We start from the raw sequence: 24361 nt of genomic DNA, 5'->3' as shown, positions 1-24361 counted from the left end.
CTCCTACTTGTTTGCGAAGCCGGCGGTCTTCAGACCGTCCTTGATTTCATCCAGCACGACTGGATCCTCGATCGTGGCCGGCAGGGTCCATGGCTGGCTGTCGGCCATCTTCTGCATCGTGCCGCGCAGGATCTTGCCCGAGCGTGTCTTGGGCAGCCGCTGCACGACCAGCGCGCTCTTGAAGAAGGCGACGGGACCGATGCGATCGCGCACCATCTGCACGACCTCAGCGGTGATCTCCTGCGGCGGCCGGTTGACGCCGGCCTTCAGCACCAGGAAGCCGAGCGGCACCTGTCCCTTCAACTCGTCGGCGATGCCGATCACCGCACACTCGGCAACATCGGCATGCGCGCCCAGCACTTCCTCGATCTGACCGGTCGAGAGGCGATGGCCCGCGACGTTGATCACGTCGTCCACGCGGGTCATCACCGAGACGTAGCCGTCCTGGTCGATGAAACCCGCGTCGCCGGTTTTGTAATAGCCGGGGAACTCGCTCATGTAGCTCTGCTTGTAACGCTCGTCGGCGTTCCACAGCGTCGGGAAGGTTCCCGGGGGCAGCGGCAGCTTGCCGGCCAGCGCCCCCACCTCGCCCGGCTTCATCTGATGGCCGTTCTCGTCCAGCACGTCGAGATGCCAGCCCGGCGACGGCACCGAGGTCGAGCCGAGCTTCACCGGCATCGGGTCGAGCCCCTGGAAGTTGCCGCAGATCGCCCAGCCGGTCTCGGTCTGCCACCAGTGATCGATCACCGGCACGCCCAGCAGGTTCTGCGCCCATTCGACGGTCGGCGGATCGCCACGCTCGCCGGCGAGGAACAGCGTGCGGAAGTTCGAGAGGTCGTAGTTCTTCAGCAGCTTGCCGTCCGGATCCTCGCGCTTGATCGCGCGGAAGGCGGTCGGCGCGGTGAACAACGCCATCGCCTTGTGTTCGGAGATCACGCGCCAGAAGGCGCCGGCGTCGGGCGTGCCGACCGGCTTGCCTTCGTAGAGGATGGATGTCGCGCCATGGATCAGCGGCCCGTAGACGATGTAGCTGTGGCCCACCACCCAGCCCACGTCCGAGGCGCACCAGTAGACCTCGCCCGGCTGCACGCCATAGAGGTTCTTCATCGACCAGGCGAGCGCCACGCAGTAGCCGCCGGTGTCGCGCACGACGCCCTTGGGCTGGCCGGTCGTGCCCGACGTATAGAGGATGTACAGCGGATCGGTCGCCTTCACGGGCACGCACGCCGCGGGCTGCGCCGACGCGAGGGCCTCGTTCCAGTCGAGGTCGCGGCCGGCCACCATCGTCGCGGCGCATTGCGGCCGCTGCAGCAGGATGACCCGCGGCACCTTGCGCTTCGCCTGCTCGATCGCCTGGTCGACCAGCGGCTTGTATTGCACGATGCGCGACGGCTCGATGCCGCACGAGGCGGTGAGGATCAGCTTCGGCGCGCAGTCGTCGATGCGGCTCGACAGTTCCTTGGCCGCGAAGCCGCCGAACACCACCGAATGGATCGCGCCGATGCGCGCGCAGGCGAGCATCGCCATCACCGCTTCGGGGATCATCGGCATGTAGAGGATGACGCGGTCGCCCTTGCCCACGCCCTGCGCGGCGATCATCCCGGCGATGCGCGCCACCTGGTCGCGCAGTTCGCGATAGGTGAAGGTCTTCTTCGTATTCGTGAGTGGCGAATCGTAGATCAGCGCCGCCTGATCCGCCCGGCCACCCTCCACGTGGCGATCGAGCGCATTGTGGCAGGCGTTGAGTTCGCCGCCCTCGAACCAGCGATAGAAAGGTGGATTGGCGCCGTCGAGGACCTTGTCCCAGCGCTTCGTCCAGTCGATCGCCGCCGCCTGCTCGGCCCAGAATCCTTCGGGATCCTGGAGCGACCGCGCATGCAGCGCACGATATTCGTCGCCAACAGCCATGACCGGCATCCTTTGCGTTTCCGCCCTTGGCTTAGCCCCGGTCCCGGCCCGTCGCAATGTGGTTATGTGAAACCGGCTCGCAGGGGCTCAGGCGAAGACGTCGGAAACGAAGCGTCCGTGCTCATGTTCAACGGTCTCGGCCCACTTCTGGGCATCGGCCTCGCTGGCACCCGAGGCCTCGCGATAGATTCGCACCAGCGTCTCGCGCACGGCCGGCGCCATGTATTGACCGTCACCGCAGACGAAGACGGTGCCGCCCTGCCGGAAGAGTTCCACGATGCGGGCGCGCTCTTCCCAGACGCGATGTTGGACGAACGAGACCTCACCCCGCGGCTGCAGCGAGAAGACCGGCAGAACGGTGACGACGCCCGCCGCCTCCCAGGATGCGAGTTCGTCGCGATAGAGATAGTCGACGTCGGCATGGTTGGTACCGAAGAAGAGCAAGGCGGGGCCGATGTCCTGACCGCCCCCCTTCTGCATGGCGCGGTCCTGCAGGAAGCCGCGGAACGGCGCGATGCCCGACCCGGCGCAGATCAGGATGATCGGCGTCCGGGGGTCCGCCGGCGGATGAAAACGCGCGTTCGACGGGCGCACCGCGAGTGAGATGCGGTCGCCCGGTTGCAGGTGCGCGAGATAGGACGAGGCCACGCCGCGGAAAGTGCCGCGCCCCGAATAGGCCGGTGCGTCGACGACGGAGACCGTCAGGGTGACATGGTCGGGCTTCCAGAGTGGCGACGAGGAAATAGAGTACTGCCGCGCCCGCATGGGCGGCAGCATGTCGAGAAAGGCCCCGAAGCCCAAGACACAGGACTGGAAGCGGTCGAGCAGGTCGAGCACGCTACAGCGCGGCTTGAGCACCGATGTGGCGTAAGCCTCGCCCGCCATGGCTTCCAGCTCGGCCTGCTCGGGCGGACACGGCGTCGCCGCGGCAAGCGCGGCCACCTGGGCGCGAGTCGCTGGCTGCGCCAGTTCGACATAGTTCGACAGCAGCTCGCCGCAGGTGACCGGCCGGCCGATCGGCAGGCTGGCCGCGCCGTCGCGGCGAAGCACCACGAGCGTGTCGCGCGCCAGGCCGAAGCGCCGCAGCACGCGATCGACCAGCTCCTGCGGGTTGGTCGCCAGGACCGCCAGATAGTCGCCCGCCCGATACGTCATCCCGTCGGGCAGCGAGAATTCGAGGTGCCGCTTCGAGCGCGCGTTCGGAGCGCTCATGTCGACGAGCTCGCGGTTCTCGACCACGACACCGCGTTGCAGATCGCCCAGTCGCAGGGCGCCCTCGCGACCGTCCTTGACGTACTCGACCTGCAGACCGGCCGCCGCCGGGGCCGCGGTAGCCTCCTTGCCCAGCGCCTCGCGCAACCGCGGCAGGAAGCCTGCCCACCACTCGTCGAAGGCGCCGAAGAAGTCACCGCCCGAGTCCGTCTCGCCGCGCTCGGCGAGCCGCGTAGCGCCGGCCTTGGCGAGAGCAGCATCGACCCGCTTGGGGATCGCCTGATAAGTGCGCGCCCATTGCCGGTTGCCGCAGCCGAACACCGCGAAACGGGCGCCCGCGAGCGCGCCTTCCTGTAGCGATTCGACATAGGAGACGAACTGGCGCGCGTTGTCGGGCGGCTGGCCTTCATAGGAGGCCGTGACCACGACGATCGCGCCCTCGCGGGGCAGGCTGCCCGCGTAATCGTCCATCGCCGCCACGGTCGGCGCGAAACCGTTGGCCGGCGCCTCGTCGGCGATACGGTTGGCAAAGGCCTCCGACGAGCCGGTATTGCTGCCATAGAGAACGAGCAGCGGCGTGGTGGCGGCCTCCGAAGCGTGTCGGTGCGCGGGCTGCGGCGTCAGCGGCTTCTGTCGCGTCGACGGCACGGTGCTACGCCGCAGCGACGCTCCCGTGCGGCGCGACCGGGCACGGATGCGCAGCCCTTCCGGCTTCAGCGTCAACGTTTCGTGAATCTTCAGCGTGTAGGACGGGTCGTCGAGCACGAAGTCGAAGCGCTGCAGCATCAGAATGAGGACGAGCTGCGCTTCCTGCATGGCGAAGGGCCGCCCGATGCAGGCGCGCGCGCCATTGCCGAAGGGCTTCCAGGCGTTCGGCGGCAGCTGGCTGGCATTCTCCGGCGCAAAGCGCTCCGGCCTGAAGGCCTCCACATCATCGCCCCAGACCTTGGGGTCGCGATGCAGCATCGGCTCCAGGACCATCACGATGTCCTTGGTCGTGAGCGGATACTTGCCTCCAAGCACAGTGTCCTTGTGCGGACTGACGGAGAAGACTGAGGCGGTCGGCCAGATGCGCAGCGCCTCCATCAGGATCTGCTCGATGTAGCGGAGCTGCGCCAGATGCTCGACCCGCGGCAGTTCCTCGCCCAGCACCTCGTCGACCAGGGCCCGCGCCTTCTGCAGCACGTCCGGATTCTTGAGCAGCAGATAGGTCGCGAAGGACAGAAGCCCGCTCGTGGTCTCGTGGCCGGCGATCAGGAAGGTGATCATCTGATAGCCGATGTTCTCGTCGCTCAGCTTCTCGCCGGTGACGGGATCGACGCCGTTCAGCATCAGATTGAGCAGGTCGTTCTTCTCGTTGCCCTTCGGGTCGCGGCGGCGCTCGGCGATGAGCTCGCGCGCCACCTTGTCCATCAGCTCCTTGTCGGCCTGGAACTGGCGCGCCTTGGACAGCATGAGGTTGCTCAGGAGCTTCGGCCGGCGCGCCCGGTTCGAGGCCTCTTGCAGCGTGCCCACCATGGCCGACACGAAGGGATGCATGTCGTCCTGATAGAAGCTGTTGAAGCGGTAATCGAAGGCACAGAGGGCGATCGTGTCGAGGGTGAGGCGCGTCATGTTGTCGGCAACCTCGATCACCGCGCTCGGGCCGAACCGCTCCCAGCGCACGAACATCTGGTCTGCGATGTCGAGCATCCTGTCGAACATGCCGCGGATGGCGATCGGCCCGAACGCGGGAACCAGGATGCGATGGGCCTTGGCCCAGTTGGGCTCGTGGCCATACGCGGTGAAGAGCCCGTCTCCGGCGATCGCCCGGATTTCCTTCAGGGCTCCCTGGACGCGCTTGCCGAACCGCGTCTCGTCGCACAGTTCGTTGACCAGTTCCTGCGAGCTCGCGACGTGGACGTCGTGGTCCATGATGGTGAGCTTGAAGAACGGCCCGTAGGTGCGGGCGAGCGCCATGAGACTCTGCACCGGGCAGCCGCCCTGCAGCTCCGTGAGATTGCCGACGATGGGTTTCAGCGGCGGTTGGGGAACCGGTTCGTTCAGCGACATGATGCGATGCCTTCACACAGAGTTCGAGTTCCCGAGGACCAGCGGCCGACATCGTGACTCGACCTAAAATGGCCTGTCGCCTCGCACCTTGTCGACGTATTCGTAGCGTGCGGGCGTCAGAGGAGTATTGCGATGCGGAGACGTTTCCTTGCAGGGCTGATGACGGGCGGCGTCGCGGCGCTGCTGCCGGCGATGGCGCGTGCGCAAGGCTGGCTGGAATACAAGCCCGAGGGTGGACGCTTCCGGGTGGAGCTACCGGGGCTGCCGAAGATCGCCATCGTCCAGGTGCCGATCGGCAACGGCAATTCCGTGCCGATGACCGAAGCGACCTCCGTGGTCTCGCGGGTCGCCTACATCGCCTCCTATGTCGACTATCCGCCCGCCATCACGAAAGGCGCCTCGGCCGACGTGATCCTGAACCAGGTCCGCAACGGCGCCGCGGCCGGCAATTCCTATCGCGACGAGAAGAAACTGCAGATCGGTCGCGTCGAGGGCCGTGAGTTCACGGTCGTGCAGGGCAAGGGCAACGTCGCCGTCACCCGCATCTACTGGGCGCGCGGCCGCCTATTCCAGCTCGTGGTCGACGGCACGGCCGGCATCGAGAACCAGCCAGCGACCCGCCAGTTCCTCGAGTCCTTTGCCCTCGTCTAGGATCGGCTGTCGCCGCTCGCCGTCTCCCGCTATCCTCCCGGCAACAAGAATGTTCCTGGGAGGGAACGATGGTCGGTCGCCGTGAGGTGACGCTGGGCGGGCTTGCCGCGCTGGCGTCGACGCGTGTGCAGGCTCAAACCACGACTTGGCCCGCCAAGCCGATCCGGCTGATCGTGCCCTACGGGCCCGGCGGTTCGGCCGACCAGGTGGCCCGCCTCTATGCCGAGAAGATGAGCGCCTCGCTCGGCCAGCAGATCATCGTCGAGGACAAGCCCGGTGCCTCGGGCGGCGTCGGCGCGCAGATGGTGGCGACGGCACCTCCTGACGGCTACACGCTCCTCCTGTCGCCGACCGCGATCATGGCCATCACGCCGGCGGCTCGGAAGGTGCCGTACAATCCGAGCGACCTCGTTGCCGTCGCGCGCCTCTCGACCCCGATCCTGGTCGTCACCCTCACCAACGCGCTGGGCGCCAAAAGCTGGGCCGAGTTCGTCGTGCTGGCCAAGGCGAACCCGGGCAAATACTGGTTCGGCTCCTCGGGCCTCGGCACCATCACTCATCTCACCGGCGAGGTGCTGACCCGCGCTGCCGGCATCCAGATGCAGCACTCGCCCTACAAGACTATCGTCGACGCCACGGGCGACGTGTTCGACGGCCGCATCCAGATGGTCTTCGATCCCTCCTTCGTGCCCTATGCCAAGGCCGGCAAGGTGTTCGCCGCCTTCGTCGACCAGCCGGCGCGCCTGCCCGAGCTGCCGGACACGCCCACGACGGCCGAGGTCGGCCTCGACCTCAAGGGCTTCCGCGCCCGAAGCTGGTTCGGCCTTTTTGCCCCCAAAGGCACGCCCGAGACCGTCCTCAAGCGACTGTCCGACGCGGCGGCACAGGCGGCCGCGCTGCCCGACCTGAAGGAGAAATTGCTCCTCGTGGCCCAGAACGTGGAACATCAGTCCAACACCGACTTCGCGCGGCAGGTGCGTGAAGATCAGGTATATTTCGCAAAGCTGCTGAAGGACCTCGATATCAAGCTGGAGTAGGCGCGGCGCCCTGTGAGAGAGTGCTACCACCCAGGGAGGCAGACGGAAGAGATCATGGCCAAGCGCAAGACGGGAAAAGGCAGCAGCAAGTCGAAGGCTCCGGCCAAGCGCAAGGTCGCCGCCAAGGCGAAGAAGCCGGTGAAGAAGGCTGCGAAGGCCGCTCCCCGGAAAGCAGCCTCGCCGAAGAAGGCCACAGTGCCGAAGAAGACCGGTGCGCCGAAGAAGGCGCCTGCGCCCAAGAAGCTCACGGCGCAGAAGCCGATCGTCCGGCCGGGCCTGCGCCGCTCGGTCAAGAGCCGGACATCGGTCACCCGTCTGACCTCGCCGCGTCCGGTCTCGCACAAGACCGTCCTCGCCGCGCACAACATCTACGAGCGCGACCTCGACAAGACCCCGGCGAATTTCGCGGCGCTGACGCCCCTGCAGTTCATCGAGCGCACCGCCAGCGTCTATCCCGATCACGTCGCCCTGATCCACGGCGAACGCCGCCAGACCTGGGCCGAGACCTACGCTCGCTGCCGGCGGCTTGCGTCGGCGCTGGTCAAGGTCGGCATCGGCACCGGCGACACGGTGGCGATCATGGCGCCCAACATTCCCGAGATGTACGAGGCGCATTTCGGCGTGCCGATGACCGGCGGCGTGCTGAACTCTCTGAACACCCGCCTCGATGCCGCGATGGTCGCCTTCATCATCGACCATAGCGAGACCAAGGTGCTGCTGGTCGATCGCGAATACCATCGCGTCGTCACCGAGGCGCTGGCGATCGCCAAAACCCAGCCGTTGGTCGTCGATATCGACGATCCTGGCTGCGAGGACCGAGCACAGATCGGTGACACGACCTGGGAGGAGTTCATCGCCGATGGCGATCCCGACTTCGCCTGGTCCTATCCGTCGGACGAGTGGAATGCGATCACGCTCAACTACACGTCGGGCACGACCGGCAATCCCAAGGGCGTCGTCTATAGCCACCGCGGCGCGACCCTGTCCTCCTACGGCAACGCCACGCAATGGCCGATCGGCCTGCATCCGGTCTATCTCTGGACTCTGCCGATGTTCCACTGCAACGGCTGGTGCTTCCCCTGGACGCTGGCCCTGGTCGCCGGCACCTCGGTCTGCCTGCGCCGCCCCGCCGCCAAGGCGATCTTCGACGCGCTGGCCGACAATGACGTGAGCCACATGTGCGGTGCGCCGATCATCATGCAGCTCATCATCGGCGCGACCGAGGCCGAACGCCGGCCGCTCGCCCGCAAGGTCGAGTTCATGACCGCAGCCTCGCCGCCGCCCGCCGCCGTGCTCGAGGCGCTGGAGAAGCAGAACTTCCGGGTCACCCACGTCTACGGCCTCACCGAGGTCTACGGCCCGGCCACGATCTGTTCGTGGCATCAGGAATGGGACGCCCTGCCCGCCCACGATCGCGCCCGCCTGAAGGCGCGCCAGGGCGTGCGCTACGCCGCGCAGGACGGCGTCACGGTGATGGACCCGAGGACCATGAAGGAGGTGCCGCGCGACGGCGCCACGATGGGCGAGGTCATGTTCCGCGGCAACATCACCATGAAGGGCTACCTCAAGAATCCGGTTGCCACGCGCGACGCGTTCGCCAATGGCTGGTTCCATTCCGGCGACCTCGGCGTGATGCACGAGGACGGCTACATCGAGCTGCGCGACCGCTCCAAGGACATCATCATCTCGGGCGGCGAGAACATCTCGACCATCGAGGTCGAGGGCGTGATCATCGCCCATCCCGCCGTCGCCAATGCCGCCGTGGTTGCCAAACCGGACGAGAAGTGGGGCGAGACGCCCTGCGCCTTCGTGATGCTGAAGCCCGGCGCCACCGCCACGGCGGAGGACATCATCGCCCACTGCCGCGCCCACCTCGCCAGCTTCAAATGCCCGCGCTACGTGGTGTTCCGCGACCTGCCGATGACTTCGACCGGCAAGGTGCAGAAGTTCGTCCTGCGCGAGTGGGCAAAAGCCGCGTAGCGCAACGCGTGGCCAACAGGTGACCAAACTGACGCGGTCCCTGCAGCAGCGACGGCAAACCATCGCGCTGCCATAATCGCCGGGCTAGTTTCCGCATCCCATGCCCGGCGAAGCAACGCTCATCGTGACGACCCGCAGCGGCGTGCGCCCGCTGGGCGTGCGCGGCGAGCCGTTGCACAATGCCGCGCCGCAGCTGCGCCGCGTGGTGCGGCGTCGGCTGGGTGACGAAACCGCCGACCTGCTCGCGGATCCCCAGCTCCACGAGAACGACCAGGGCATCGACTGGTATGCTGGCTGGTCCGGCGCGGTTCGCGCCGTCACCGACCTGCCTCCGGCGGAGCGCGACGCGGTGTTGGCGGGCGTCGAGCGCAGGCTGGCGGAGATCCGGCGGCTGGGCGACATGCTGGCCGGCCATGGTCCCAGGGAAGAGACCGGCGTCGTCGGCCTCTCGCTGAAACTCGCGGCCCGCGCACCCTCGCCCGCCTTCGTCTTCCTGGTGGGCGACCGGCCGGTGATCGTCGCGTGGGGCTACGAAACCGAGGCCGCAAGTGCGTTGCTGCCCCTTGCCCTTCCTCGCGTGCCCGATGCGCGCGTCGTGGAGCGACGGCCCGTCCTCGATGTTGCGCAAAGAGCGCCGGTATCCACGCCGCCGGCCCTCCTTCCCGCCGCCGGCATTCCCTGGTGGCGGACGCTCGCCGCCGCCCTGCCGCTCCTCCTGCTCCTGATCGCCGGCGCGTGGCTGCTGCGCGGCCTGCTGCCGGTCCCGCCCGACGTCGCCATCGCGACCCGCGAGGGGCCGAACGCTCCGCCGGCGCCGGAAGCCCCGCCCGACCCGCTGCCGGCGCTCAAGGCCTCCTACTCGGCCGAGCAATCGCGCGAGCGAGTCCTGAAGGTCGAACTGGGTCTTGCCGAGGCGGAGCTGAAGCGGCGTATCGCGGACTGCAAACCGCCCGAACCGCCGAAGCCGCCGCAGGTCGCGGTCGCGCCGCCGCCGCCAGCTCCAGCCCCCGCACCGCCCAAGGTCGCACCGCCGAAGCCCGCCCCGCCGCCCGCGCCGGCTCCGCAACCGCGCAACCCGGCGGACAATCGCTTGCGACTGCCGCCTGCGCCGACCAACGACTACTCTTTCATGCAGGGTTGCTGGCGGACCGACCCGTTCCGACACGAGACGGTGCAGCTGCAGCCGGGCGTCTCGTCCTATTGCTTCGATGCGAGCGGCGCGGGCCAACTCGAATGGCGGCGCGGCCGTACCGCCTGCCGCACGCGCGCCCAGGCGCGCTTCGAGGGTGCAGTGCTGCGCCTGCGCGACGCCGATTCGACGTGCAACGACGGCTCACGCTGGTTCGCCGACCAGCTGGTCTGCCAGCGCGGCGCCGACAATGTCGCGATCTGCAGCGGCCAGTCGCGCAACGCCTACGGAGCGCCGGTCCGCTGGTCGGTCAACCTGCACAAGCTCAACTGACCCGGCTAATGGGCGGCTGAGCTAAACTCGGTTCCGGCGTTGTGGCACCTCCCATAGAGTGCCCGCCCCGTTCCTCATCCGGTAACATCAGTGTCCCTCTCCGCGCGCGTGACGTGGCGCAGTTTCCAGGCCGGTGCGCTACGCATGATCCTGCCCGGCCTCGCTTCCCTTCCGTTCGGCATCGGCTTCGGCGTCGCCGCCGCGCAGAAGGGCCTCAGCGCCTTCGAGACGACCTTGATGAGCTTCACCGTCATGGCCGGGACCAGCCAGATGGTGGCGCTCGACATCTGGGCCCAGCCGCTGCCGCTGATGGCGCTGGCCGTGTCGGTGTTCGTGGCCAACCTGCGCTACTTCGTCATGGGCGCAGCCCTGCAGCCGCACCTGCCCCATCTGCCGTGGTGGCTGCAACCGCCGGTCTGGTACGTGACGGTCGACCAGAACTGGGCGGTCAACATCGCGGAGTATCGCCGCGGCCACGGGGACCTCGGCAAGTTCCTGGGCGGCGGCTTCGTCATGGCCTGCATCTGGTCGGGCTCGACCCTGGCCGGCCACCTCGCGGCCGGCGGCATCCTGTCCGATCCGACCATGGCGCGACGCCTCGGCCTCGATTTCGTCGGGGTGGCCGTGTTCGTCGTCGTGGCCACCATCCTGTTCCGCGGCAAGCGCGATATCGCTCCCTGGGCGGTAGCGGTCGCGGCGGCACTCGTGGCCAAGTGGGCGATCGGCGGCAACTGGTACATCGTGATCGGTGGACTGGCCGGCGGCCTCTTCGGCGCGCTGCGAGACCTCAGGAACGGCCATGTCCGCCAGTCCTGAGAATCTCGTGGCGATCCTGGTCATGGCGCTCGCGGCCATGGCGGCCAAGGGCGGTGGGTTCATCGCCATGCGCTGGCTCGGCCGCCATCGCTTCGTAAACGCGCTGCTGGATCACGCCCCGGGCGCGGTGCTCGTGTCGGCGGCTGTCGTTCCGCTCACGCAAGGCGGCGGTGCGTTCATCGTCGGCGCGGTGGTCGGCGCCGCACTGACCCGAACGGTCGGCGGGTTCACCGCCGGCCTGTTCGGCGCCGTCGGCGCCGTGGCGCTGGCCCGCTGGGCGGGCCTGACGTGAGGAACTAGTGGGAGGTTGGCTCGCTCAGTCGGACGATCTCGTCCTTGATCATGAGCTTTCGCTTCTTGAGGCTGCAGATCGCATCGTCGTCGGGATGCGGCCGGGTCGTCTCTTGATGGATCGCCTGCTCAAGAGTCGCATGCTTGTTCTTGAGAGCTTCGATGTGGTCCACGGTGCTCATAGTCGGATACCTCCGAGTTTGTTAGCGGGACGATGGAAGTCTGACTCTGACATTGGGTGGAGTCACGTCGAATCAACCCGCAATCGAACGGTCATGCGAAGAATGTGAATAAGCCGTCAGCAGTGTTGAACCATTCGTTCAAGCTGCGAGTCCGACCGCCTCCGCGACTTCCACGGGCGCAAAGGCGGGGAACGTGGCGCGCATCAGCGCTGCCACGGACTTGCGATCCGCCTCGTCCGGCACCACGCCCAGGCACACCGCATAGACACCGAGATTGCCGATGGCCGCCCGCAGCCGCTTCTCCAGCGAACGCTCGCGATCGGCGGGCGGTGAATGCAGCCCCGCGAGCTTGAGCTGCTCGGCATGTTCGGCCGCCAGCTCCGCATCGGCCACGCGGCGGCGGACCGCATCCACGGTCTCGGGCAGCGCGCCGGGCCAGACCTTGTCCTTCAGCCGCCGACGCATCTCGCGCAGCGGCTTCACGACGTCGGATTGCCAGGCGTCGCTCGCCGCCAGGATGGTGCGCAGCCGGTCGGCGGTCAGGGTGGGCCGGCCCGAGGCGCCCAGCCAGCAGCAGAACAACAGGATGTTGACGTCGCAGCCGCGGCGGTCCTGCAGGTCGAGGCAGGCCTCGGCCACGCCCTCCCCGGCATAGAGCTCGAGCGAGAAGTTCCAGAACGGGTGGGGGAGAAAATCCGACACGGCTGCCTATGACTTGCTGGGGGGGCTTTTGCGTGCTTCCCTTTGGGCGGGCTCCGGGGTACACGGCCAAGAGCGACGTGGCTAGCCTGCCTGGACGAGTGCGCCCCGCATGAATGACCTGACGTCGTCTGATCCTCCTGATTCACAGACCATCAAGGCCAAGCTTGAGGCCCTGAAGAGCGAGCATCGCGACCTCGACGAGGTGATAGATCGCCTGGTCGAGAAGCCGCCGTTCGACCAGCTCCAGCTCCAGCGCCTGAAGAAGCGAAAACTCGGTCTCAAGGACCAGATCCTGCGGCTGGAAAGCCAGCTCATTCCCGATATCATCGCCTGAGAAGAGACATGGCCAAGAAAACCGCCAAACGCCGACTGGCCTCGAAGCCGGTGGTCGGCCTCATCATGGGCAGCCAGTCCGACTGGTCCACCATGCGCCACGCCGCCGAAACTCTGGAGGCCCTGGGCGTCCCCTTCGAGGCCCGCATCGTTTCCGCGCACCGGACGCCGAAGCGCATGATGGACTATGCCTCGGGCGCCAAAGGCCGCGGCCTGAAGGTGATCATCGCCGGCGCCGGCGGTGCCGCCCATCTCCCAGGAATGACCGCGGCCATGACGCCGCTCCCCGTCCTGGGCGTTCCCGTGGAAAGCGCTGCTCTGAAGGGCCAGGACAGCCTTCTTTCCATTGTCCAGATGCCGGCTGGCATCCCTGTCGGCACCCTGGCGATCGGCCGCGCGGGATCGATCAATGCGGCCCTTCTTGCGGCTTCCATCGTTGGTCTTGGCAACGCCAAGATCATGGCGGCGCTGGAAGCTTGGCGAACCCGTCAGTCGCTGGCCGTCGCCAAGATCCCCTCCGACGACGCTCCAGCCCACCGCTGATGAAGGCTTTTCAACCTCTGCCGCCGGGATCGACCATCGGCATCCTGGGGGGCGGCCAATTGGGCCGCATGACCGCGCTGGCGGCCGCGCGGCTGGGCTATCCCTGCATCGTCTACGCCCCCGACGACCATCCAGTCGCCGCCCAGGTCTGTGCCGGCTATGTCCGAGGCGCCTACGAGGATGCCGAGGCCCTCGCCCGCTTCGCCGGCCAGGTCGATGTGGTCACCTATGAGTTCGAGAACGTACCCGAGGCGGCCGTCCTCGAATGCGAGAAGCTGAAGCCGGTGCGCCCCGGCGTGAAGCCGATCCATTTCGCCCAGCACCGGCTGCGCGAGAAGGATTTCCTGCGCAAGCTCGGCATCGGCACCGCCGACTACCAGCCCATCCGCTCCGAGGCCGACATTGCGGCGGCCACAGCCCTGCCCGGCATCCTGAAGACCTGCACCGAGGGCTATGACGGCAAAGGCCAGGCCCGCGTCGCCGACCGGGGCCAGTTGGCCGCGGCCTGGGAGAAGCTCGGCCGGCGCGAATGCATCCTTGAGGCAATGGTCGACTTCGAGTGCGAGGTCTCCGCCATCGTCGCGCGCGGCCTCGACGGCGGCACGCGGTGCTTCCCCATCGGCATCAACGTCCATGGCGACGGCATCCTGCGCACTACGTCCGTGCCGTCAGGCCTCCCGGCCACGACGCTGGCGACCGCCGAGCGCTTCGGCGTCGAGCTGGCCCAGGGCCTCGATCTCGTGGGCCTCGTGGCGCTGGAGATGTTCGTGACCAAGGACGGCAAGGTCCTCGCCAACGAGATGGCGCCGCGGCCGCACAATTCGGGTCACTGGACCATGGACGCCTGCGCCACCAGCCAGTTCGAGCAGCTGGTGCGCGCCATCTGCGGGCTGCCGCTGGGCTCGGTCGACGTGCTGGCCCCCTCCCGCATGGAAAACCTGATCGGCGACGAAGCCAATGACTGGCCGCGCTACCTCGCCGAGCCGACGGCGCGCTTGCACCTCTACGGCAAGGCGGAAGCCCGCCCCGGCCGCAAGATGGGTCATGTCACCTACGTGCTGCCGGCCGGGTCGCCCGGTTCCCGCCCGCCCAGGACCTGACCTGCCCCTTCAGCTTCTCGAACTTCATGACGTCGTCGATGCGGCGGTCAAGGAAGGCCCAGGTGGCCTCGGCGCCGGGCGACCGGTCGTTCAGCCAGTAGAGCAGGGTCGAGGAATAGACGCCCGCCAGGGTGGCGCGCTTGGTGTAGAAATTGAAGTCGGTGCTGGTATCGCCGGCCGCGTACCACATGGCGTCGACCGTCCTGTAGAGCAGCTTCAGCGCCAGCCCGGCATTGAGCGGCAACGACAGCATCGAGAGCGCCCGGCGAGCCGCCTCACGCGGGCCGATGTGGCGTTCCAGCCGGATACGGACCGCCCGTGTGATGCGGTCGCGGATCTTGAGGGCCGAAGCGCCCTCCTTCTCCATATCCTCGACGGTGCGCCGGTCGGCGCGCTCGCTGACATAGGCCAGGGCCTGGAGGGGACCGCCCGGGAACAGCCGTTCGGCCTCGCCGGCCGGCAGGTCGAGCGCCCGACCGCTGGATGCCAGAGCCGCCCGCGTCCAGCCGTCAAAGGCCGCCTCGGCCATGAACTCGTCCGCCAGCCGGTCCCGCAAGGCAGTGTCGGGGTCCATTTCCGGTGAATTCGGGGTGTTTTGCTCACTCATCCGTGGAATATAGGCCCCAATCGGGGGGTTCCCAAGGGTATCCGCCTGTGATACCTACCCGGCCTCTGAATTCGGGCCCCGGACGATCCGCGGGCCAAAGCCGCATTGGAAGGAAGCGATCGAAGTGCAGGTTCTCGTTCGTGAAAACAACGTCGATCAGGCGCTGCGCGTCCTGAAGAAGAAGATGCAGCGCGAAGGCATCTTCCGCGAGATGAAGCTCCGCCGCAACTACGAGAAGCCTAGCGAGCGTCGCGCCCGTGAGCGCGCCGAGGCCATCCGCCGCACCCGCAAGCTGATGCGCAAGCGCATGGAGCGCGAGGGCTACTAGTCCTCCCCCCACCCGCACGAGACGACGACCCCCGGCATCCCCGGGGGTTTTTGTTTGGCTTATGGCCCGCAGCGACGATAGCCGGCAGTCGGCCCGCCCATGCCCCAGCCCATGCCGTAGAATGCCAGGGTATCCGACGGCTCGAAATATTGGACGTGCGCGACCTCCCCCTGGGCGGTCCAGCGAAACGTCGGAAAACCGCTGACTTCGTGTCTGTAGAAGACAATCGCCGATGGTTTGCCCTCGCCCATCGTCACCGTCGTTGGTGTGACGACCATCCGCTCCGACGGAAGCGAGCATTTCCCGTCCTTCGCCCATGTCCCCCGCATCGCCTGAGGCGAGGGATCGGCGGCAGCCTGCGACGACCATGCGAGAGCGACAGTGAGGGCGAAGAATCGGCGCATCGTATTCCCGCGTTGATGCCGCAACCCTACTCCAATCCCTTCTTCCTCACGCGAGTAACTGCAGAAGAGCGGCCTCGAGCTCTGCCACATCAGTCACGACCGCATCTGGCGTCTCGGCTTCCGAACGAGGTCGCAGACGACGCCAGCGGCCGGAGCGGAACTGGATCGTGGCCATGCCGGCTGCCTTGGCGGGCGCGATGTCGGCATCGATGCGATCGCCAACCAGAATGCATTCGGCTGGCGGGACGTCGTGATCCCGCGTGAAAAGCTCCGCGATCCCCGCCCGCTCGAGGCGCGCCCAACGCGGCTCGACCGCACTCAGCACAAGACCTTGCCCCCTGAGGCGCTTCAAGAGATCCACGATGCCGGGCCGGAGTTGAAACGCATCGAGCTGCCCCGTCATTGCCTCGACCCGACGCACCACACGCGCCACCGTCGCGGGCTCGCCGCCGCACAGCGTCTCGATCATGCAGAGCACGACATCGGGCGCGTAGGCGGCCACCGCCTGCTCGGAGGCCTCTTCCACCATCGCCGGATCGACGCGGATGCCTTCCAGCCCGCAGGCCGACGCGATGGCGCCGTCGACCGCCATCTCCCAGGCGAACTCCAGATCGACCGCGCCCCCGATGTCGAAGATGACGGCGCGATAGGTCGAACGTGCGGGCATGACTGGTTTTAACATCTTGCTGCACCGCTACTCGTGAAGCGGTCCTCGAATCGCCTCGAAGTGATAGCCCAAAGGCAATTCCATCTCTCCTGATCCTGGCGATGCGCCAGAACCGGATCCTCAGGCCTGCCGTTACGCCACTTTCCTTCGAAGCGCCGACCATCGCTCGTCACGAAGACGCCTGTGCCGTCAGGAACGCCATCGGCCCAGTTGCCTTCGAACTGTCCTTGCGGTCCCCAGGCGATGTTTTTGCCCGTGAGCTGTTTTCGATACCAGCGCTCTTCCAGGCGGTAGCCACCTGGCGCCGTCAGGACGCCTCTCGTCCAATCTCCCCTGTCCCATTTGCCGCTGTATCGCTGGCCGCCGGAATATGTCGCCACTCCCTCACGCAGTTCGCCATCCTTCCAGATGCCTTCATACCGGGTTCCGGATTCGCTCAATTCCCCGTTCCCCGTGATTCGGCCTCCTTCCATGTGCCCCGAATAGCGCACCGTCAGGCGGCCATCGCGAAACCATTCGAGAACACCCAAACCTTGAGCGCGGCCCTCGACGCACGGTCCCGTCCAGTTGGCAGTCGTCGTTTTAGCGCGCCTCCACTCCCTGCCACCGTACCGATTGCGCACTTCGCAATTCTCGGCCGCCTCGACCCAGCGCGGCGGACTGAGAAGGGCGAAGGGTGCCGTCAAAAGAGCAACGAGCAGTACCAAGCCGATCGCGAACGGTGCTCGCCCTGGTAACCGAGCGAACATGGGAGTGTAGCTCGCTTCGGGCGATGGATCGGGGTTGGCGGTCCCCCACCGGCGGATCGACTCGTTGACAGCCAGCAGCACCTGCTCCGGCTCCATGTCGAGGCCGGTGGACGCGAGCGGATAATATTTGGGGCGCAATCCTGTGTCCGGCCCCAGCCATGCCGGTTTGCCGGCATTCAGCCGTGCGTAAAAGGATCGAGGATCGACCAGTTCCAGGGCAATTATCGGCACGCTCACCCGTTGACCGCCTTCGACCGCGGCATGGGCCCCTTTGATATCTGACCACAGGATGAGATCGGGAGAGCGCGCCCGGTAGGCCGTGATCCCCTTACCGGAGATCTGGATCGCAAAAGGTACGGGCCAGCACAGATTCCTGACAGCGACGCACAGACCTAATGCGCCAATCGCGAGAATAATGAAGCCGTAGACATGGGCCGCCACCGGGTGCGTCGGAACGAACGACCGCCACAGCCACCAGCCAAGTGCCGCGCACCCGCTGGCCATCGCGATGGCGATCGTCGCGCTCACGAACCGCGAGCCGAACGGCATCTTCTGATGAATTGTGATTGTCTCGGACGGGGAAGGCCTGGCCCCTTCCCCCGGCGTTGCCTCGGCTTGCGCCGCTTCGCTAATGCGAGGAGCCCTCGAGCGCCTTCACGATGTTCTCGCACATCACCTTGGCGTCGGCGAAGAGCATCATCGTGTTGTCGCGGAAGAACAGTTCGTTGTCGACGCCGGCATAGCCCGAGGCCATGCCGCGCTTCACGAACAGCACGGTCTGGGCCTTTTCCACGTCGAGGATCGGCATGCCGTAGATCGCGCTCTTGGGATCGGTCTTGGCGGCCGGGTTGGTAACGTCATTGGCGCCGATCACGAAGGCGACGTCGGTCGAGGCGAAGTCGCGGTTGATGTCGTCGAGCTCGAAGACCTCGTCGTAGGGCACGTTGGCCTCGGCCAGCAGCACGTTCATGTGGCCGGGCATGCGACCGGCCACCGGATGGATGGCGTAGCGCACCTGCACGCCCTCCTTCTTCAGGAGGTCGGCCATCTCGCGCAGCGCGTGCTGGGCCTGCGCCACCGCCATGCCGTAGCCCGGCACGATGATGACCGACTGCGCGTTCTTCATCAGGAAGGCCGCGTCCTCGGCCGAGCCCGCCTTGACCGGCTTGTCGGTCTTCGCCGCCGGGCCGCCGGCCGCTGCACTGTCGGTGCCGAAGCCGCCCAGGATCACGTTGAAGATCGAGCGGTTCATGCCCTTGCACATGATGTAGCTCAGGATCGCACCCGAGGAGCCGACCAGCGCGCCGGTCACGATCAGCGCCGTGTTACCCAGGGTGAAGCCGATGCCCGCCGCCGCCCAGCCCGAATAGGAATTGAGCATCGACACCACGACCGGCATGTCGGCGCCGCCGATCGGCAGGATCAGCAGGAAGCCCAGCGCCAGCGACAGCACGACCAGCAGGACGAAGGTCGAGGTGTGGCCGCGCATGGCGAACCAGACCAGCAGCACGACCAGCGCGATGCCCAGCAGCGCATTCAGCGGATGCTGGCCCTTGAAGACCAGCGGCGAGCCCGAGACCAGGCCCTGCAGCTTGGCGAAGGCCACGACCGAGCCGGTGAAGGTGATGGCGCCGATGGCGGTGCCCAGCCCCATCTCGATCAGGCTCTGGGCCTTGATCTTGCCGGGCAGGCCGATCCCGAACGCCTCGGGGGAGAGGAAAGCAGCGGCGGCCACGAAGACCGCGGCCAGGCCAACCAGCGAATGGAAGGCCGCCACCAGTTGCGGGAGCGCCGTCATCTGGATGCGCAACGCCACGAACGTGCCGATCGCGCCGCCGATCACCAGCCCTGCCAGGATCAGCCAGGGCGAGAGGACGCCGGGCGACAGCACGGTGACGCCGATGGCGACCACCATGCCGACGATGCCGTAGAGGTTGCCGCCGCGTGAAGTCGTCGGCGAGGACAGTCCGCGCAGCGCCATGATGAAACAGATGGCGGCGATCAGATAGCCGTAGGCGGCCAGTTCCTGGGTGAACATTCCCTGCTGCTCCCGCCGACTACTTCTTGACCGGCTTCTTCTTGAACATCGACAGCATCCGGTGCGTGACGATGAACCCGCCGAAGATGTTCACCGCGGCCAGCGCCACGGCGATGAAGCCGAACAGCTGGGCGGCGCCCAGCCCCTTGAGGCCGGCCGCCAGCAGCGCACCGACGATGATCACGGAGGAAACCGCGTTGGTGACGGCCATCAACGGCGAATGCAGCGCCGGCGTCACCCGCCAGACCACGTAGTAGCCCACGAAGCAGGACAGGGCGAAGATGGTGAGCAGCGCCACGAACGGCATATGGCCGTCGGGGATGGCGGCCGGGGCTGCCGCCGCCGCGTCAGTGATCTGCTGCGCCAGGGCCTTGAGCTGGGCTGCGACGTCCTGTGCCTGGGTCGCGAGCTTGGAAGCCTCGCCTGCGATCTTGTCGTCCATGGGCCGCTCCTAAGCCTGGGTCAGCGAGGGATGCACGATCTGACCGTCACGGGTGACCAGCGTGCCCTTCACGACCTCGTCCTCGAGGTTGATCGTGAGCGCCTTGGTCTCCTTGTCGACCATCGGCGTGATGAAGTTGAGCAGGTTGCGCGAGAACAGCGCCGAGGCGTCGGTCGGCAGCTCGCCGGGAAGGTTCGCCGGGCCGACGATCTTCACACCGTACTTCTCGACCACCTTGCCGAATTCCGACAGCGGGCAATTGCCGCCCTGCTCGACCGCCATGTCGACGATCACCGAGCCGGGCTTCATGGTCTTCACCATCTCCTCGCTGACCAGCACCGGCGCCTTGCGGCCCGGGATCAACGCCGTGGTGATCACGATGTCCTGCGACTTGATGTGGTCGGCGACCAGCGCCGCCTGCTTGGCCTGGTACTCGGGGCTCATCTGTTTGGCATAGCCGCCCGCCGTCTCGGCCGCCTTGAACTCGTCGTCCTCGACCGCCACGAACTTGGCGCCAAGCGACTGGACCTGCTCCTTGGTGGCCGGGCGCACGTCGGTCGCGGTCACGACGGACCCAAGACGCCGCGCCGTGGCGATCGCCTGCAGGCCGGCCACGCCCACGCCCATGATGAAACTGCGCGACGGCGCCAGGGTGCCGCCGGGCGTCATCATCTGCGGGAAGATGCGGCCGTAATTGTTCGCGGCCAGCAGCACGGCCTTGTAGCCGGCCAGGTTCGCTTGCGAGGAGAGGATATCCATCGACTGGGCGCGCGTGATGCGCGGGATCAGTTCGAGGGCAAACGACGTCACACCGCGCGACGCCAGCGCCTGCACCAGCTCGCGGTTGGTCAGCGCCCCGAGCGGCGACATCAGCGTCTGGCCCTGGCGCAGCAGGCCGAGCTCGTCGAACCCTTCCTCGGCCGTCATCGGCCGCTGGATCTTGAAGACGATGTCGCCCGCGGCGATGGCCGAGGCCGCGTCCGGCACGATCGTTGCGCCGGCTTCGCTATAGGCCTGGTCCGTATAGGCGGCGACCGTTCCGGCACCCGCCTCGATCGTGACCTCCGCGCCCAGCGCCTTCAGCTTCTTGACCGTCTCGGGAGTGGCGGCCACACGGGTTTCGTGGGGCCTGCGTTCTTTGACAATTGCGATTTTCATGGAGCGCTTCGGATCCGTTTGAACGCGGCAGGACGCATCGTGCGCTGCACCTTGCACAGCGTTCCGTTCTTTGCCAAGCCGGTTTTTCGCCGCGCGGACGCCAGCGGCTTACCCGTACCCATGTCCCATGCTAGGGCTCGACCATGGCTGACCAACCGCACATCCTGACCGGCTTCCATTTCACAAAAGCGACGCTCGCGTCCTTCGGCGAGCGCTGCAGGATCGTCGGGCACATGGACAATCCGACGCCCACCGTCGCCGACATCCCGGCCGGCACCGCCGCGACGGTGCAGGCGATCGTCAGCACCGGCAGTGTCGGCATCTCCGACGCGATGATGGCGGCCCTGCCGAGGCTCTCCCTCTTCTGCTGCTACGGTACGGGCTACGAGCGCGTCGATCTCGAAGCGGCCCGGCGACGTGGCATCATGGTCACCCACGGCGCCGACGCCAATGCGCCCGACGTGGCCGAACTCGCGGTCGGCATCCTCCTCGCCTCGACCCGCCGCCTGGTGCGCGCCGACAAGATGATCCGCCGGGGCGAGTGGAAGCAGCGCATTCCCAACCGCTTCGGTCCGATCGCCGGCCTGACCGGCGGCAGGGTCGGCATCCTGGGCCTCGGCGCCATCGGCCTGGAGGTCGCGCGGCGCCTCAAGGGCTTCGACGTCGAGATCGGATACTGCAACCGCAACAAGCGCAGCGACGTCGACTTCGCGTACTTTCCGGACGTCATGGCGCTCGCCACTTGGTGCGACTACCTGATCGTCTGCCTGCGCTCGGACGCCTCCAACCGGCACATCATCAACGCCGACGTTCTGAAGGCGCTGGGACCGCGCGGCCATGTGGTCAACATCTCGCGCGGCTGGGCGGTCGACGAGGCGGCGCTGGCCGACGCGCTGCGCAACGACGTCATCGAGGGCGCGGCGCTCGACGTGTTCGACGAGGAACCCTACACCGGCACCGAACTGCTCAAACTCGACAAGCTGGTGATGACGCCGCACTTCGGCGGCGGCACGCAGCACGCCCAGCGCCGTATGACCGACCTCGTCTGCCGCAACCTCGACAACCATTTCGCCGGCAAGCCGGTCGTCTCCCCGGTGCCCGAGTTCCGCGACTGGGCGAACTCGAAGGACGCGCCGAAGCCGCGCTAGTTCGGCGGGTCCTTGCCGATGACGATGCGCGCGCCGGTGTACTTCGGCGGCGTGTCGAACCAGACGTCGACATAGGCGCGCAGGGCCGAGGGGTAGCGCCGCAGCTCGGTCATCAGGCTGTAGGCGCGCTTCACGTCCTGTGCCTCGAAGCCCCAGGCCTCGATGCCCTGCTCGCGGGCGAGGAAGATCGCGCGGGAGAGGTGGAAGCGCTGTGACACGACGATGAGGCGCGTCTGACCGAACACCGACTCCGCGCGCAGGATCGAGTCCAGGGTGCGAAAACCCGCGAAGTCGCGGTAGATCGCCTCCGCCGGCACGCCCCGCTCGATCAGCCCTCCGCGCATCGCCGTCGGCTCGTCATAGTTCCGACGGCTGTTGTCGCCGCTCACCAGCAGGTACTTCACCTTCCCGGCCTTGTAGAGCGCAGCCGCCGCATCGAGCCTGTAGACGAAGTACCGGTTCGGTCCGCCCTCGGGACCGATCGGTGCGGCCCCCAGGACGAGCGCCACCGGCACGTCGGGCAGCCGGGCCGGATCGTCGGTGATGTACGAAGCGGCGAGCGCTTCCAGTCGACGCTCCGCAACCCAGGACAGGACGGACATCAGGAGCGCTATCGCGCCGAGCGCAAGCACCGCGTACAACATCAACCGCATGTCATCGCCCTGATCGCACTCCCGACACGCTCGTCACCATCCGTAGAGAGCCAGCATGCCCCGTCTCAGCACAGCCGAAGCCACGGTCGAAACCCTCCTGCTGCACGGGCTCGACACGGTCTATGCCCTGCCCGGCCTGCATCAGGATCCGTTGTTCGACGCCTTCTATCATGCTTCGGACCGGCTGCGGGTGATCCATCCACGCCACGAGCAGACGGCGGCCTACATGGCGCTGGGCGCGGCGCTGGCGACCGGCAGGCCGCAGGCCTTCGGGGTCGTGCCCGGCCCCGGCCTCCTCAACGCCGGCGCCGCGCTCCTCACCGCCTACGGCATGAACGCCCCGGTGATCGGCCTGATCGGCCAAATCCCGCAGGCCGACATCGACCGCGGCCACGGCCACCTGCACGAGATCCACGACCAGCTGGGCCTCATGCGCCACATCACCAAATGGGCCGAGCGCATCCGCAGCCCGCAGGAGGCGCCGACGCTGGTCAGCCAGGCGATCTGGCAGGCCACATCGGGCCGCCCGCGTCCCGTCGCGCTGGAATGCGCGCTCGATATCTGGGCCAGGCGCAGCGAAGTGGTGCTTCCCGACGCGCCGCTGCCCCTGCCGCCGGAGTCAATCGACGACGAGGCAGTGGAGACGGCCGCCAGGATCCTCGGCAACGCGGAGCGGCCGATCATCGTGCTGGGCGGTGGCGCCATGGATGCGACGCCAGAGATCATCCAGCTTGCCGAGATGCTCGAAGCGCCGGTCAGTTCCTACCGGCGCGGGCGCGGCATCATTCCCTCCTCGCACCGGCTCGCGGTCGACATGCCGATCGGCCATCGCCTGTGGAAGGACGCCGACGCCGTCCTCGCCGTCGGCACGCGCTTCTTCATCCAGAACGGCAACTGGGGCATTGACGAGAATCTGAAGGTCGTGCGGGTCGACATCGATCCCGACGAGCCTGAGCGTTTCCGCAAGCCCGATGCGGCCTTGGTCGGCGACGCGGCCCCGCAGCTTCGCGCGCTGATCGCGGCCCTCATCCGCCATAACCGCAGGCGAACCTCGCGCGCCGAGGAGCTGAACGGCCATCGCGCCTGGTTCGCGGAACGCCTGTCGAAGCTGGAGCCGCAGGTCTCGTTCCTGAAGGCGATCCGCAATGCCCTGGCAGAGGACGGCATCTTCGTCGACGAGGTCTCGCAGATTGGCTTCGCCTCGCGGGTGGCCCTGCCCATCGAGAAGCCCCGCACGTTCCTGTCGCCGGGCTACCAGGACAATCTCGGCTGGGGCTTTGGGACGGCGCTGGGCGCGAAGGCGGCAATGCCCGACCGCAAGGTCCTGGCGATCGCCGGCGACGGCGGCTTCATGTACCAGGTGGGCGAACTCGCGACTGCCGCTCGCCACAATCTCGCGGTCGTCGTGGTGGTGTTCGACAATGGCGCCTTCGGCAACGTGAAGCGCATCCAGCAGGAGCGCTACGGCAACCGCCTGATCGCCTCGGACCTTCAGAATCCGGATTTCGGCAAACTGGCGGACTCCTTCGGCATCGCATCGTTCAAGGCGCTCGACGCCCGGCAACTCGAGGACGCCCTGCACAAGGCCTTCGCGCTGAACGCGCCCGCCCTCGTCTGGGTCCCGCATGGCGACGTGCCCAGCCCCTGGGATCTCATCATGATGCCGAAGGTCCGCGGCTAGTCGATCGCATCGGCGGTCTTGTCGAGCGGATAGGCGACGACATCGCCCGCGACGGGCACGACCTTGGCCGTCGCGCTGGTCACCCGGACCGGGAAGGCAACGGCGCCGCATCCGGACAGGGCCGCCGCTACGGCAAACAGGATGGAGGCCGACAGGAGCTTCCTGGAAATCGAAGTGCGCATACCGACCAAACGCTGGGAGGCAACTTTAGTTGCCC

Annotated in this window: 25 protein-coding genes; 12 read left to right on the top strand and 13 right to left on the bottom strand. The window is 67.2% G+C overall.

Annotation, left to right across the window (positions count from 1 at the left end; genetic code table 11):
• Window positions 1-3: 3 nt before the first annotated feature.
• Together Q0Q48_RS06300 and Q0Q48_RS06295 are read right to left on the bottom strand one after the other, a co-directional pair.
• Window positions 4-1908 carry a propionyl-CoA synthetase gene (locus Q0Q48_RS06300; protein WP_295135639.1) on the bottom strand — a complete coding sequence of 635 codons (1905 nt, stop codon included), beginning with the start codon at window positions 1906-1908 and terminating at the stop codon, window positions 4-6.
• A gap of 87 nt (window positions 1909-1995) precedes the next feature.
• Window positions 1996-5172, bottom strand: coding sequence for a cytochrome P450 (locus tag Q0Q48_RS06295; RefSeq protein ID WP_295135637.1), 3177 nt, complete (start codon window positions 5170-5172; stop codon window positions 1996-1998).
• A 132-nt stretch (window positions 5173-5304) separates the two neighbouring features.
• Between Q0Q48_RS06295 and Q0Q48_RS06290 the strand changes: the two genes are divergently transcribed.
• From Q0Q48_RS06290 to Q0Q48_RS06265, 6 genes are all read left to right on the top strand, one after another.
• The gene (locus Q0Q48_RS06290) at window positions 5305-5823 is read left to right on the top strand and encodes a hypothetical protein (RefSeq protein ID WP_295135636.1); all 519 of its coding nucleotides are present in this window, start codon (window positions 5305-5307) and stop codon (window positions 5821-5823) included.
• 68 nt (window positions 5824-5891) lie between these two features.
• Complete coding sequence (locus Q0Q48_RS06285; protein ID WP_295135633.1) at window positions 5892-6860, top strand: tripartite tricarboxylate transporter substrate binding protein; 969 nt, start codon at window positions 5892-5894, stop codon at window positions 6858-6860.
• 54 nt (window positions 6861-6914) lie between these two features.
• The gene (locus Q0Q48_RS06280; protein WP_295135631.1) at window positions 6915-8840 is read left to right on the top strand and encodes an acyl-CoA synthetase; all 1926 of its coding nucleotides are present in this window, start codon (window positions 6915-6917) and stop codon (window positions 8838-8840) included.
• A gap of 100 nt (window positions 8841-8940) precedes the next feature.
• Window positions 8941-10302, top strand: coding sequence for an SrfA family protein (locus tag Q0Q48_RS06275; RefSeq protein ID WP_295135629.1), 1362 nt, complete (start codon window positions 8941-8943; stop codon window positions 10300-10302).
• A gap of 108 nt (window positions 10303-10410) precedes the next feature.
• On the top strand, window positions 10411-11118 hold the full coding sequence (locus Q0Q48_RS06270) for an AzlC family ABC transporter permease (RefSeq protein ID WP_295135628.1): 708 nt from the start codon (window positions 10411-10413) through the stop codon (window positions 11116-11118).
• Window positions 11102-11410, top strand: coding sequence for a hypothetical protein (locus Q0Q48_RS06265; RefSeq protein WP_295135625.1), 309 nt, complete (start codon window positions 11102-11104; stop codon window positions 11408-11410). The genes Q0Q48_RS06270 and Q0Q48_RS06265 overlap by 17 nt, the downstream gene beginning before the upstream one ends.
• Window positions 11411-11414: 4 nt before the next feature.
• Here Q0Q48_RS06265 and Q0Q48_RS06260 read toward each other — a convergent pair whose 3' ends face one another.
• Window positions 11415-11591, bottom strand: a complete 177-nt coding sequence (locus tag Q0Q48_RS06260) for a YdcH family protein (RefSeq protein WP_295135622.1) — start codon at window positions 11589-11591, stop codon at window positions 11415-11417.
• Window positions 11592-11729: 138 nt separating this feature from the next.
• Window positions 11730-12293, bottom strand: a complete 564-nt coding sequence (locus Q0Q48_RS06255) for a TIGR02444 family protein (RefSeq protein WP_295135619.1) — start codon at window positions 12291-12293, stop codon at window positions 11730-11732.
• A 109-nt stretch (window positions 12294-12402) separates the two neighbouring features.
• Between Q0Q48_RS06255 and Q0Q48_RS06250 the strand changes: the two genes are divergently transcribed.
• Genes Q0Q48_RS06250 through Q0Q48_RS06240 form a run of 3 tightly spaced genes read left to right on the top strand, consistent with a single transcriptional unit; the run spans window position 12403 to window position 14269 of the window.
• Window positions 12403-12627 (top strand): YdcH family protein, encoded by a 225-nt coding sequence (locus Q0Q48_RS06250; protein ID WP_295135617.1) that lies wholly within the window; start codon window positions 12403-12405, stop codon window positions 12625-12627.
• Between the two features lie 35 nt (window positions 12628-12662).
• Complete coding sequence (purE, locus tag Q0Q48_RS06245) at window positions 12663-13169, top strand: 5-(carboxyamino)imidazole ribonucleotide mutase (protein ID WP_295136331.1); 507 nt, start codon at window positions 12663-12665, stop codon at window positions 13167-13169.
• A complete protein-coding gene (locus tag Q0Q48_RS06240) occupies window positions 13169-14269 on the top strand; it encodes a 5-(carboxyamino)imidazole ribonucleotide synthase (protein ID WP_295135615.1) in 1101 nt (366 codons plus the stop codon). Before purE ends, Q0Q48_RS06240 begins: the two co-directional genes overlap by 1 nt.
• On the opposite strand, the gene Q0Q48_RS06235 is transcribed toward Q0Q48_RS06240, so the two are convergent.
• A complete protein-coding gene (locus tag Q0Q48_RS06235) occupies window positions 14217-14876 on the bottom strand; it encodes a COQ9 family protein (protein WP_295135613.1) in 660 nt (219 codons plus the stop codon). The two genes, Q0Q48_RS06240 and Q0Q48_RS06235, sit on opposite strands and share 53 nt — an antisense overlap.
• A 124-nt stretch (window positions 14877-15000) precedes the next feature.
• On the opposite strand from Q0Q48_RS06235, the gene rpsU reads away from it, so the two are divergent.
• Window positions 15001-15204 (top strand): 30S ribosomal protein S21, encoded by a 204-nt coding sequence (gene rpsU, locus Q0Q48_RS06230; protein ID WP_020696578.1) that lies wholly within the window; start codon window positions 15001-15003, stop codon window positions 15202-15204.
• 59 nt (window positions 15205-15263) lie between these two features.
• Here the strand turns inward: rpsU and Q0Q48_RS06225 are convergent, their stop codons facing one another.
• The 6 genes from Q0Q48_RS06225 to Q0Q48_RS06200 all read right to left on the bottom strand — a co-directional run bounded on the left by Q0Q48_RS06225 (window position 15264) and on the right by Q0Q48_RS06200 (window position 20662).
• Complete coding sequence (locus tag Q0Q48_RS06225) at window positions 15264-15608, bottom strand: hypothetical protein (RefSeq protein ID WP_295135605.1); 345 nt, start codon at window positions 15606-15608, stop codon at window positions 15264-15266.
• Window positions 15609-15654: 46 nt separating this feature from the next.
• Window positions 15655-16275 (bottom strand): HAD hydrolase-like protein, encoded by a 621-nt coding sequence (locus Q0Q48_RS06220; RefSeq protein ID WP_295135603.1) that lies wholly within the window; start codon window positions 16273-16275, stop codon window positions 15655-15657.
• Window positions 16276-16283: 8 nt separating this feature from the next.
• The gene (locus Q0Q48_RS06215) at window positions 16284-17573 is read right to left on the bottom strand and encodes a hypothetical protein (protein WP_295135601.1); all 1290 of its coding nucleotides are present in this window, start codon (window positions 17571-17573) and stop codon (window positions 16284-16286) included.
• Between the two features lie 79 nt (window positions 17574-17652).
• Window positions 17653-19062 (bottom strand): NAD(P)(+) transhydrogenase (Re/Si-specific) subunit beta, encoded by a 1410-nt coding sequence (locus Q0Q48_RS06210; protein ID WP_295135598.1) that lies wholly within the window; start codon window positions 19060-19062, stop codon window positions 17653-17655.
• A gap of 19 nt (window positions 19063-19081) precedes the next feature.
• Window positions 19082-19504, bottom strand: coding sequence for an NAD(P) transhydrogenase subunit alpha (locus tag Q0Q48_RS06205; protein WP_295135595.1), 423 nt, complete (start codon window positions 19502-19504; stop codon window positions 19082-19084).
• Between the two features lie 9 nt (window positions 19505-19513).
• The gene (locus tag Q0Q48_RS06200) at window positions 19514-20662 is read right to left on the bottom strand and encodes a Re/Si-specific NAD(P)(+) transhydrogenase subunit alpha (protein WP_295135592.1); all 1149 of its coding nucleotides are present in this window, start codon (window positions 20660-20662) and stop codon (window positions 19514-19516) included.
• Between the two features lie 143 nt (window positions 20663-20805).
• On the opposite strand from Q0Q48_RS06200, the gene Q0Q48_RS06195 reads away from it, so the two are divergent.
• Window positions 20806-21810, top strand: a complete 1005-nt coding sequence (locus Q0Q48_RS06195) for a 2-hydroxyacid dehydrogenase (protein ID WP_295135589.1) — start codon at window positions 20806-20808, stop codon at window positions 21808-21810.
• Here the strand turns inward: Q0Q48_RS06195 and Q0Q48_RS06190 are convergent.
• Window positions 21807-22463, bottom strand: coding sequence for an ElyC/SanA/YdcF family protein (locus Q0Q48_RS06190; protein ID WP_295135586.1), 657 nt, complete (start codon window positions 22461-22463; stop codon window positions 21807-21809). The genes Q0Q48_RS06195 and Q0Q48_RS06190 overlap by 4 nt on opposite strands.
• Before the next feature lie 55 nt (window positions 22464-22518).
• Here Q0Q48_RS06190 and Q0Q48_RS06185 point away from each other — a divergent pair, with 55 nt between their 5' ends.
• Complete coding sequence (locus tag Q0Q48_RS06185; RefSeq protein WP_295135583.1) at window positions 22519-24144, top strand: thiamine pyrophosphate-dependent enzyme; 1626 nt, start codon at window positions 22519-22521, stop codon at window positions 24142-24144.
• Here Q0Q48_RS06185 and Q0Q48_RS06180 read toward each other — a convergent pair.
• Entirely contained in the window at window positions 24141-24326 is a 186-nt protein-coding gene (locus Q0Q48_RS06180) for a DUF6726 family protein (RefSeq protein ID WP_295135581.1), read from the bottom strand. The two genes, Q0Q48_RS06185 and Q0Q48_RS06180, sit on opposite strands and share 4 nt — an antisense overlap.
• Between the last annotated feature and the right edge of the window lie 35 nt (window positions 24327-24361).

The sequence above is a fragment of the uncultured Reyranella sp. genome (assembly GCF_945957355.1).
Classification (GTDB): domain Bacteria; phylum Pseudomonadota; class Alphaproteobacteria; order Reyranellales; family Reyranellaceae; genus Reyranella.
This window is presented reverse-complemented; position numbering and strand designations above follow the sequence as displayed.

Excerpts from the sequence above, each read along its gene's own strand:
- Q0Q48_RS06300 (WP_295135639.1), bottom strand. The coding sequence starts at position 1,908 with ATGGCTGTTGGCGACGAATATCGTGCGCTGCATGCGCGGTCGCTCCAG.
- Q0Q48_RS06190 (WP_295135586.1), bottom strand. The coding sequence starts at position 22,463 with ATGCGGTTGATGTTGTACGCGGTGCTTGCGCTCGGCGCGATAGCGCTC.
- Q0Q48_RS06260 (WP_295135622.1), bottom strand. The coding sequence starts at position 11,591 with ATGAGCACCGTGGACCACATCGAAGCTCTCAAGAACAAGCATGCGACT.
- Q0Q48_RS06185 (WP_295135583.1), top strand. The coding sequence starts at position 22,519 with ATGCCCCGTCTCAGCACAGCCGAAGCCACGGTCGAAACCCTCCTGCTG.
- Q0Q48_RS06195 (WP_295135589.1), top strand. The coding sequence starts at position 20,806 with ATGGCTGACCAACCGCACATCCTGACCGGCTTCCATTTCACAAAAGCG.
- Q0Q48_RS06225 (WP_295135605.1), bottom strand. The coding sequence starts at position 15,608 with ATGCGCCGATTCTTCGCCCTCACTGTCGCTCTCGCATGGTCGTCGCAG.
- Q0Q48_RS06220 (WP_295135603.1), bottom strand. The coding sequence starts at position 16,275 with ATGCCCGCACGTTCGACCTATCGCGCCGTCATCTTCGACATCGGGGGC.
- Q0Q48_RS06180 (WP_295135581.1), bottom strand. The coding sequence starts at position 24,326 with ATGCGCACTTCGATTTCCAGGAAGCTCCTGTCGGCCTCCATCCTGTTT.
- Q0Q48_RS06280 (WP_295135631.1), top strand. The coding sequence starts at position 6,915 with ATGGCCAAGCGCAAGACGGGAAAAGGCAGCAGCAAGTCGAAGGCTCCG.
- Q0Q48_RS06290 (WP_295135636.1), top strand. The coding sequence starts at position 5,305 with ATGCGGAGACGTTTCCTTGCAGGGCTGATGACGGGCGGCGTCGCGGCG.
- Q0Q48_RS06240 (WP_295135615.1), top strand. The coding sequence starts at position 13,169 with ATGAAGGCTTTTCAACCTCTGCCGCCGGGATCGACCATCGGCATCCTG.
- Q0Q48_RS06285 (WP_295135633.1), top strand. The coding sequence starts at position 5,892 with ATGGTCGGTCGCCGTGAGGTGACGCTGGGCGGGCTTGCCGCGCTGGCG.
- Q0Q48_RS06205 (WP_295135595.1), bottom strand. The coding sequence starts at position 19,504 with ATGGACGACAAGATCGCAGGCGAGGCTTCCAAGCTCGCGACCCAGGCA.
- Q0Q48_RS06275 (WP_295135629.1), top strand. The coding sequence starts at position 8,941 with ATGCCCGGCGAAGCAACGCTCATCGTGACGACCCGCAGCGGCGTGCGC.
- Q0Q48_RS06295 (WP_295135637.1), bottom strand. The coding sequence starts at position 5,172 with ATGTCGCTGAACGAACCGGTTCCCCAACCGCCGCTGAAACCCATCGTC.
- Q0Q48_RS06235 (WP_295135613.1), bottom strand. The coding sequence starts at position 14,876 with ATGAGTGAGCAAAACACCCCGAATTCACCGGAAATGGACCCCGACACT.
- Q0Q48_RS06215 (WP_295135601.1), bottom strand. The coding sequence starts at position 17,573 with ATGCCGTTCGGCTCGCGGTTCGTGAGCGCGACGATCGCCATCGCGATG.
- Q0Q48_RS06265 (WP_295135625.1), top strand. The coding sequence starts at position 11,102 with ATGTCCGCCAGTCCTGAGAATCTCGTGGCGATCCTGGTCATGGCGCTC.
- Q0Q48_RS06200 (WP_295135592.1), bottom strand. The coding sequence starts at position 20,662 with ATGAAAATCGCAATTGTCAAAGAACGCAGGCCCCACGAAACCCGTGTG.
- Q0Q48_RS06210 (WP_295135598.1), bottom strand. The coding sequence starts at position 19,062 with ATGTTCACCCAGGAACTGGCCGCCTACGGCTATCTGATCGCCGCCATC.
- Q0Q48_RS06250 (WP_295135617.1), top strand. The coding sequence starts at position 12,403 with ATGAATGACCTGACGTCGTCTGATCCTCCTGATTCACAGACCATCAAG.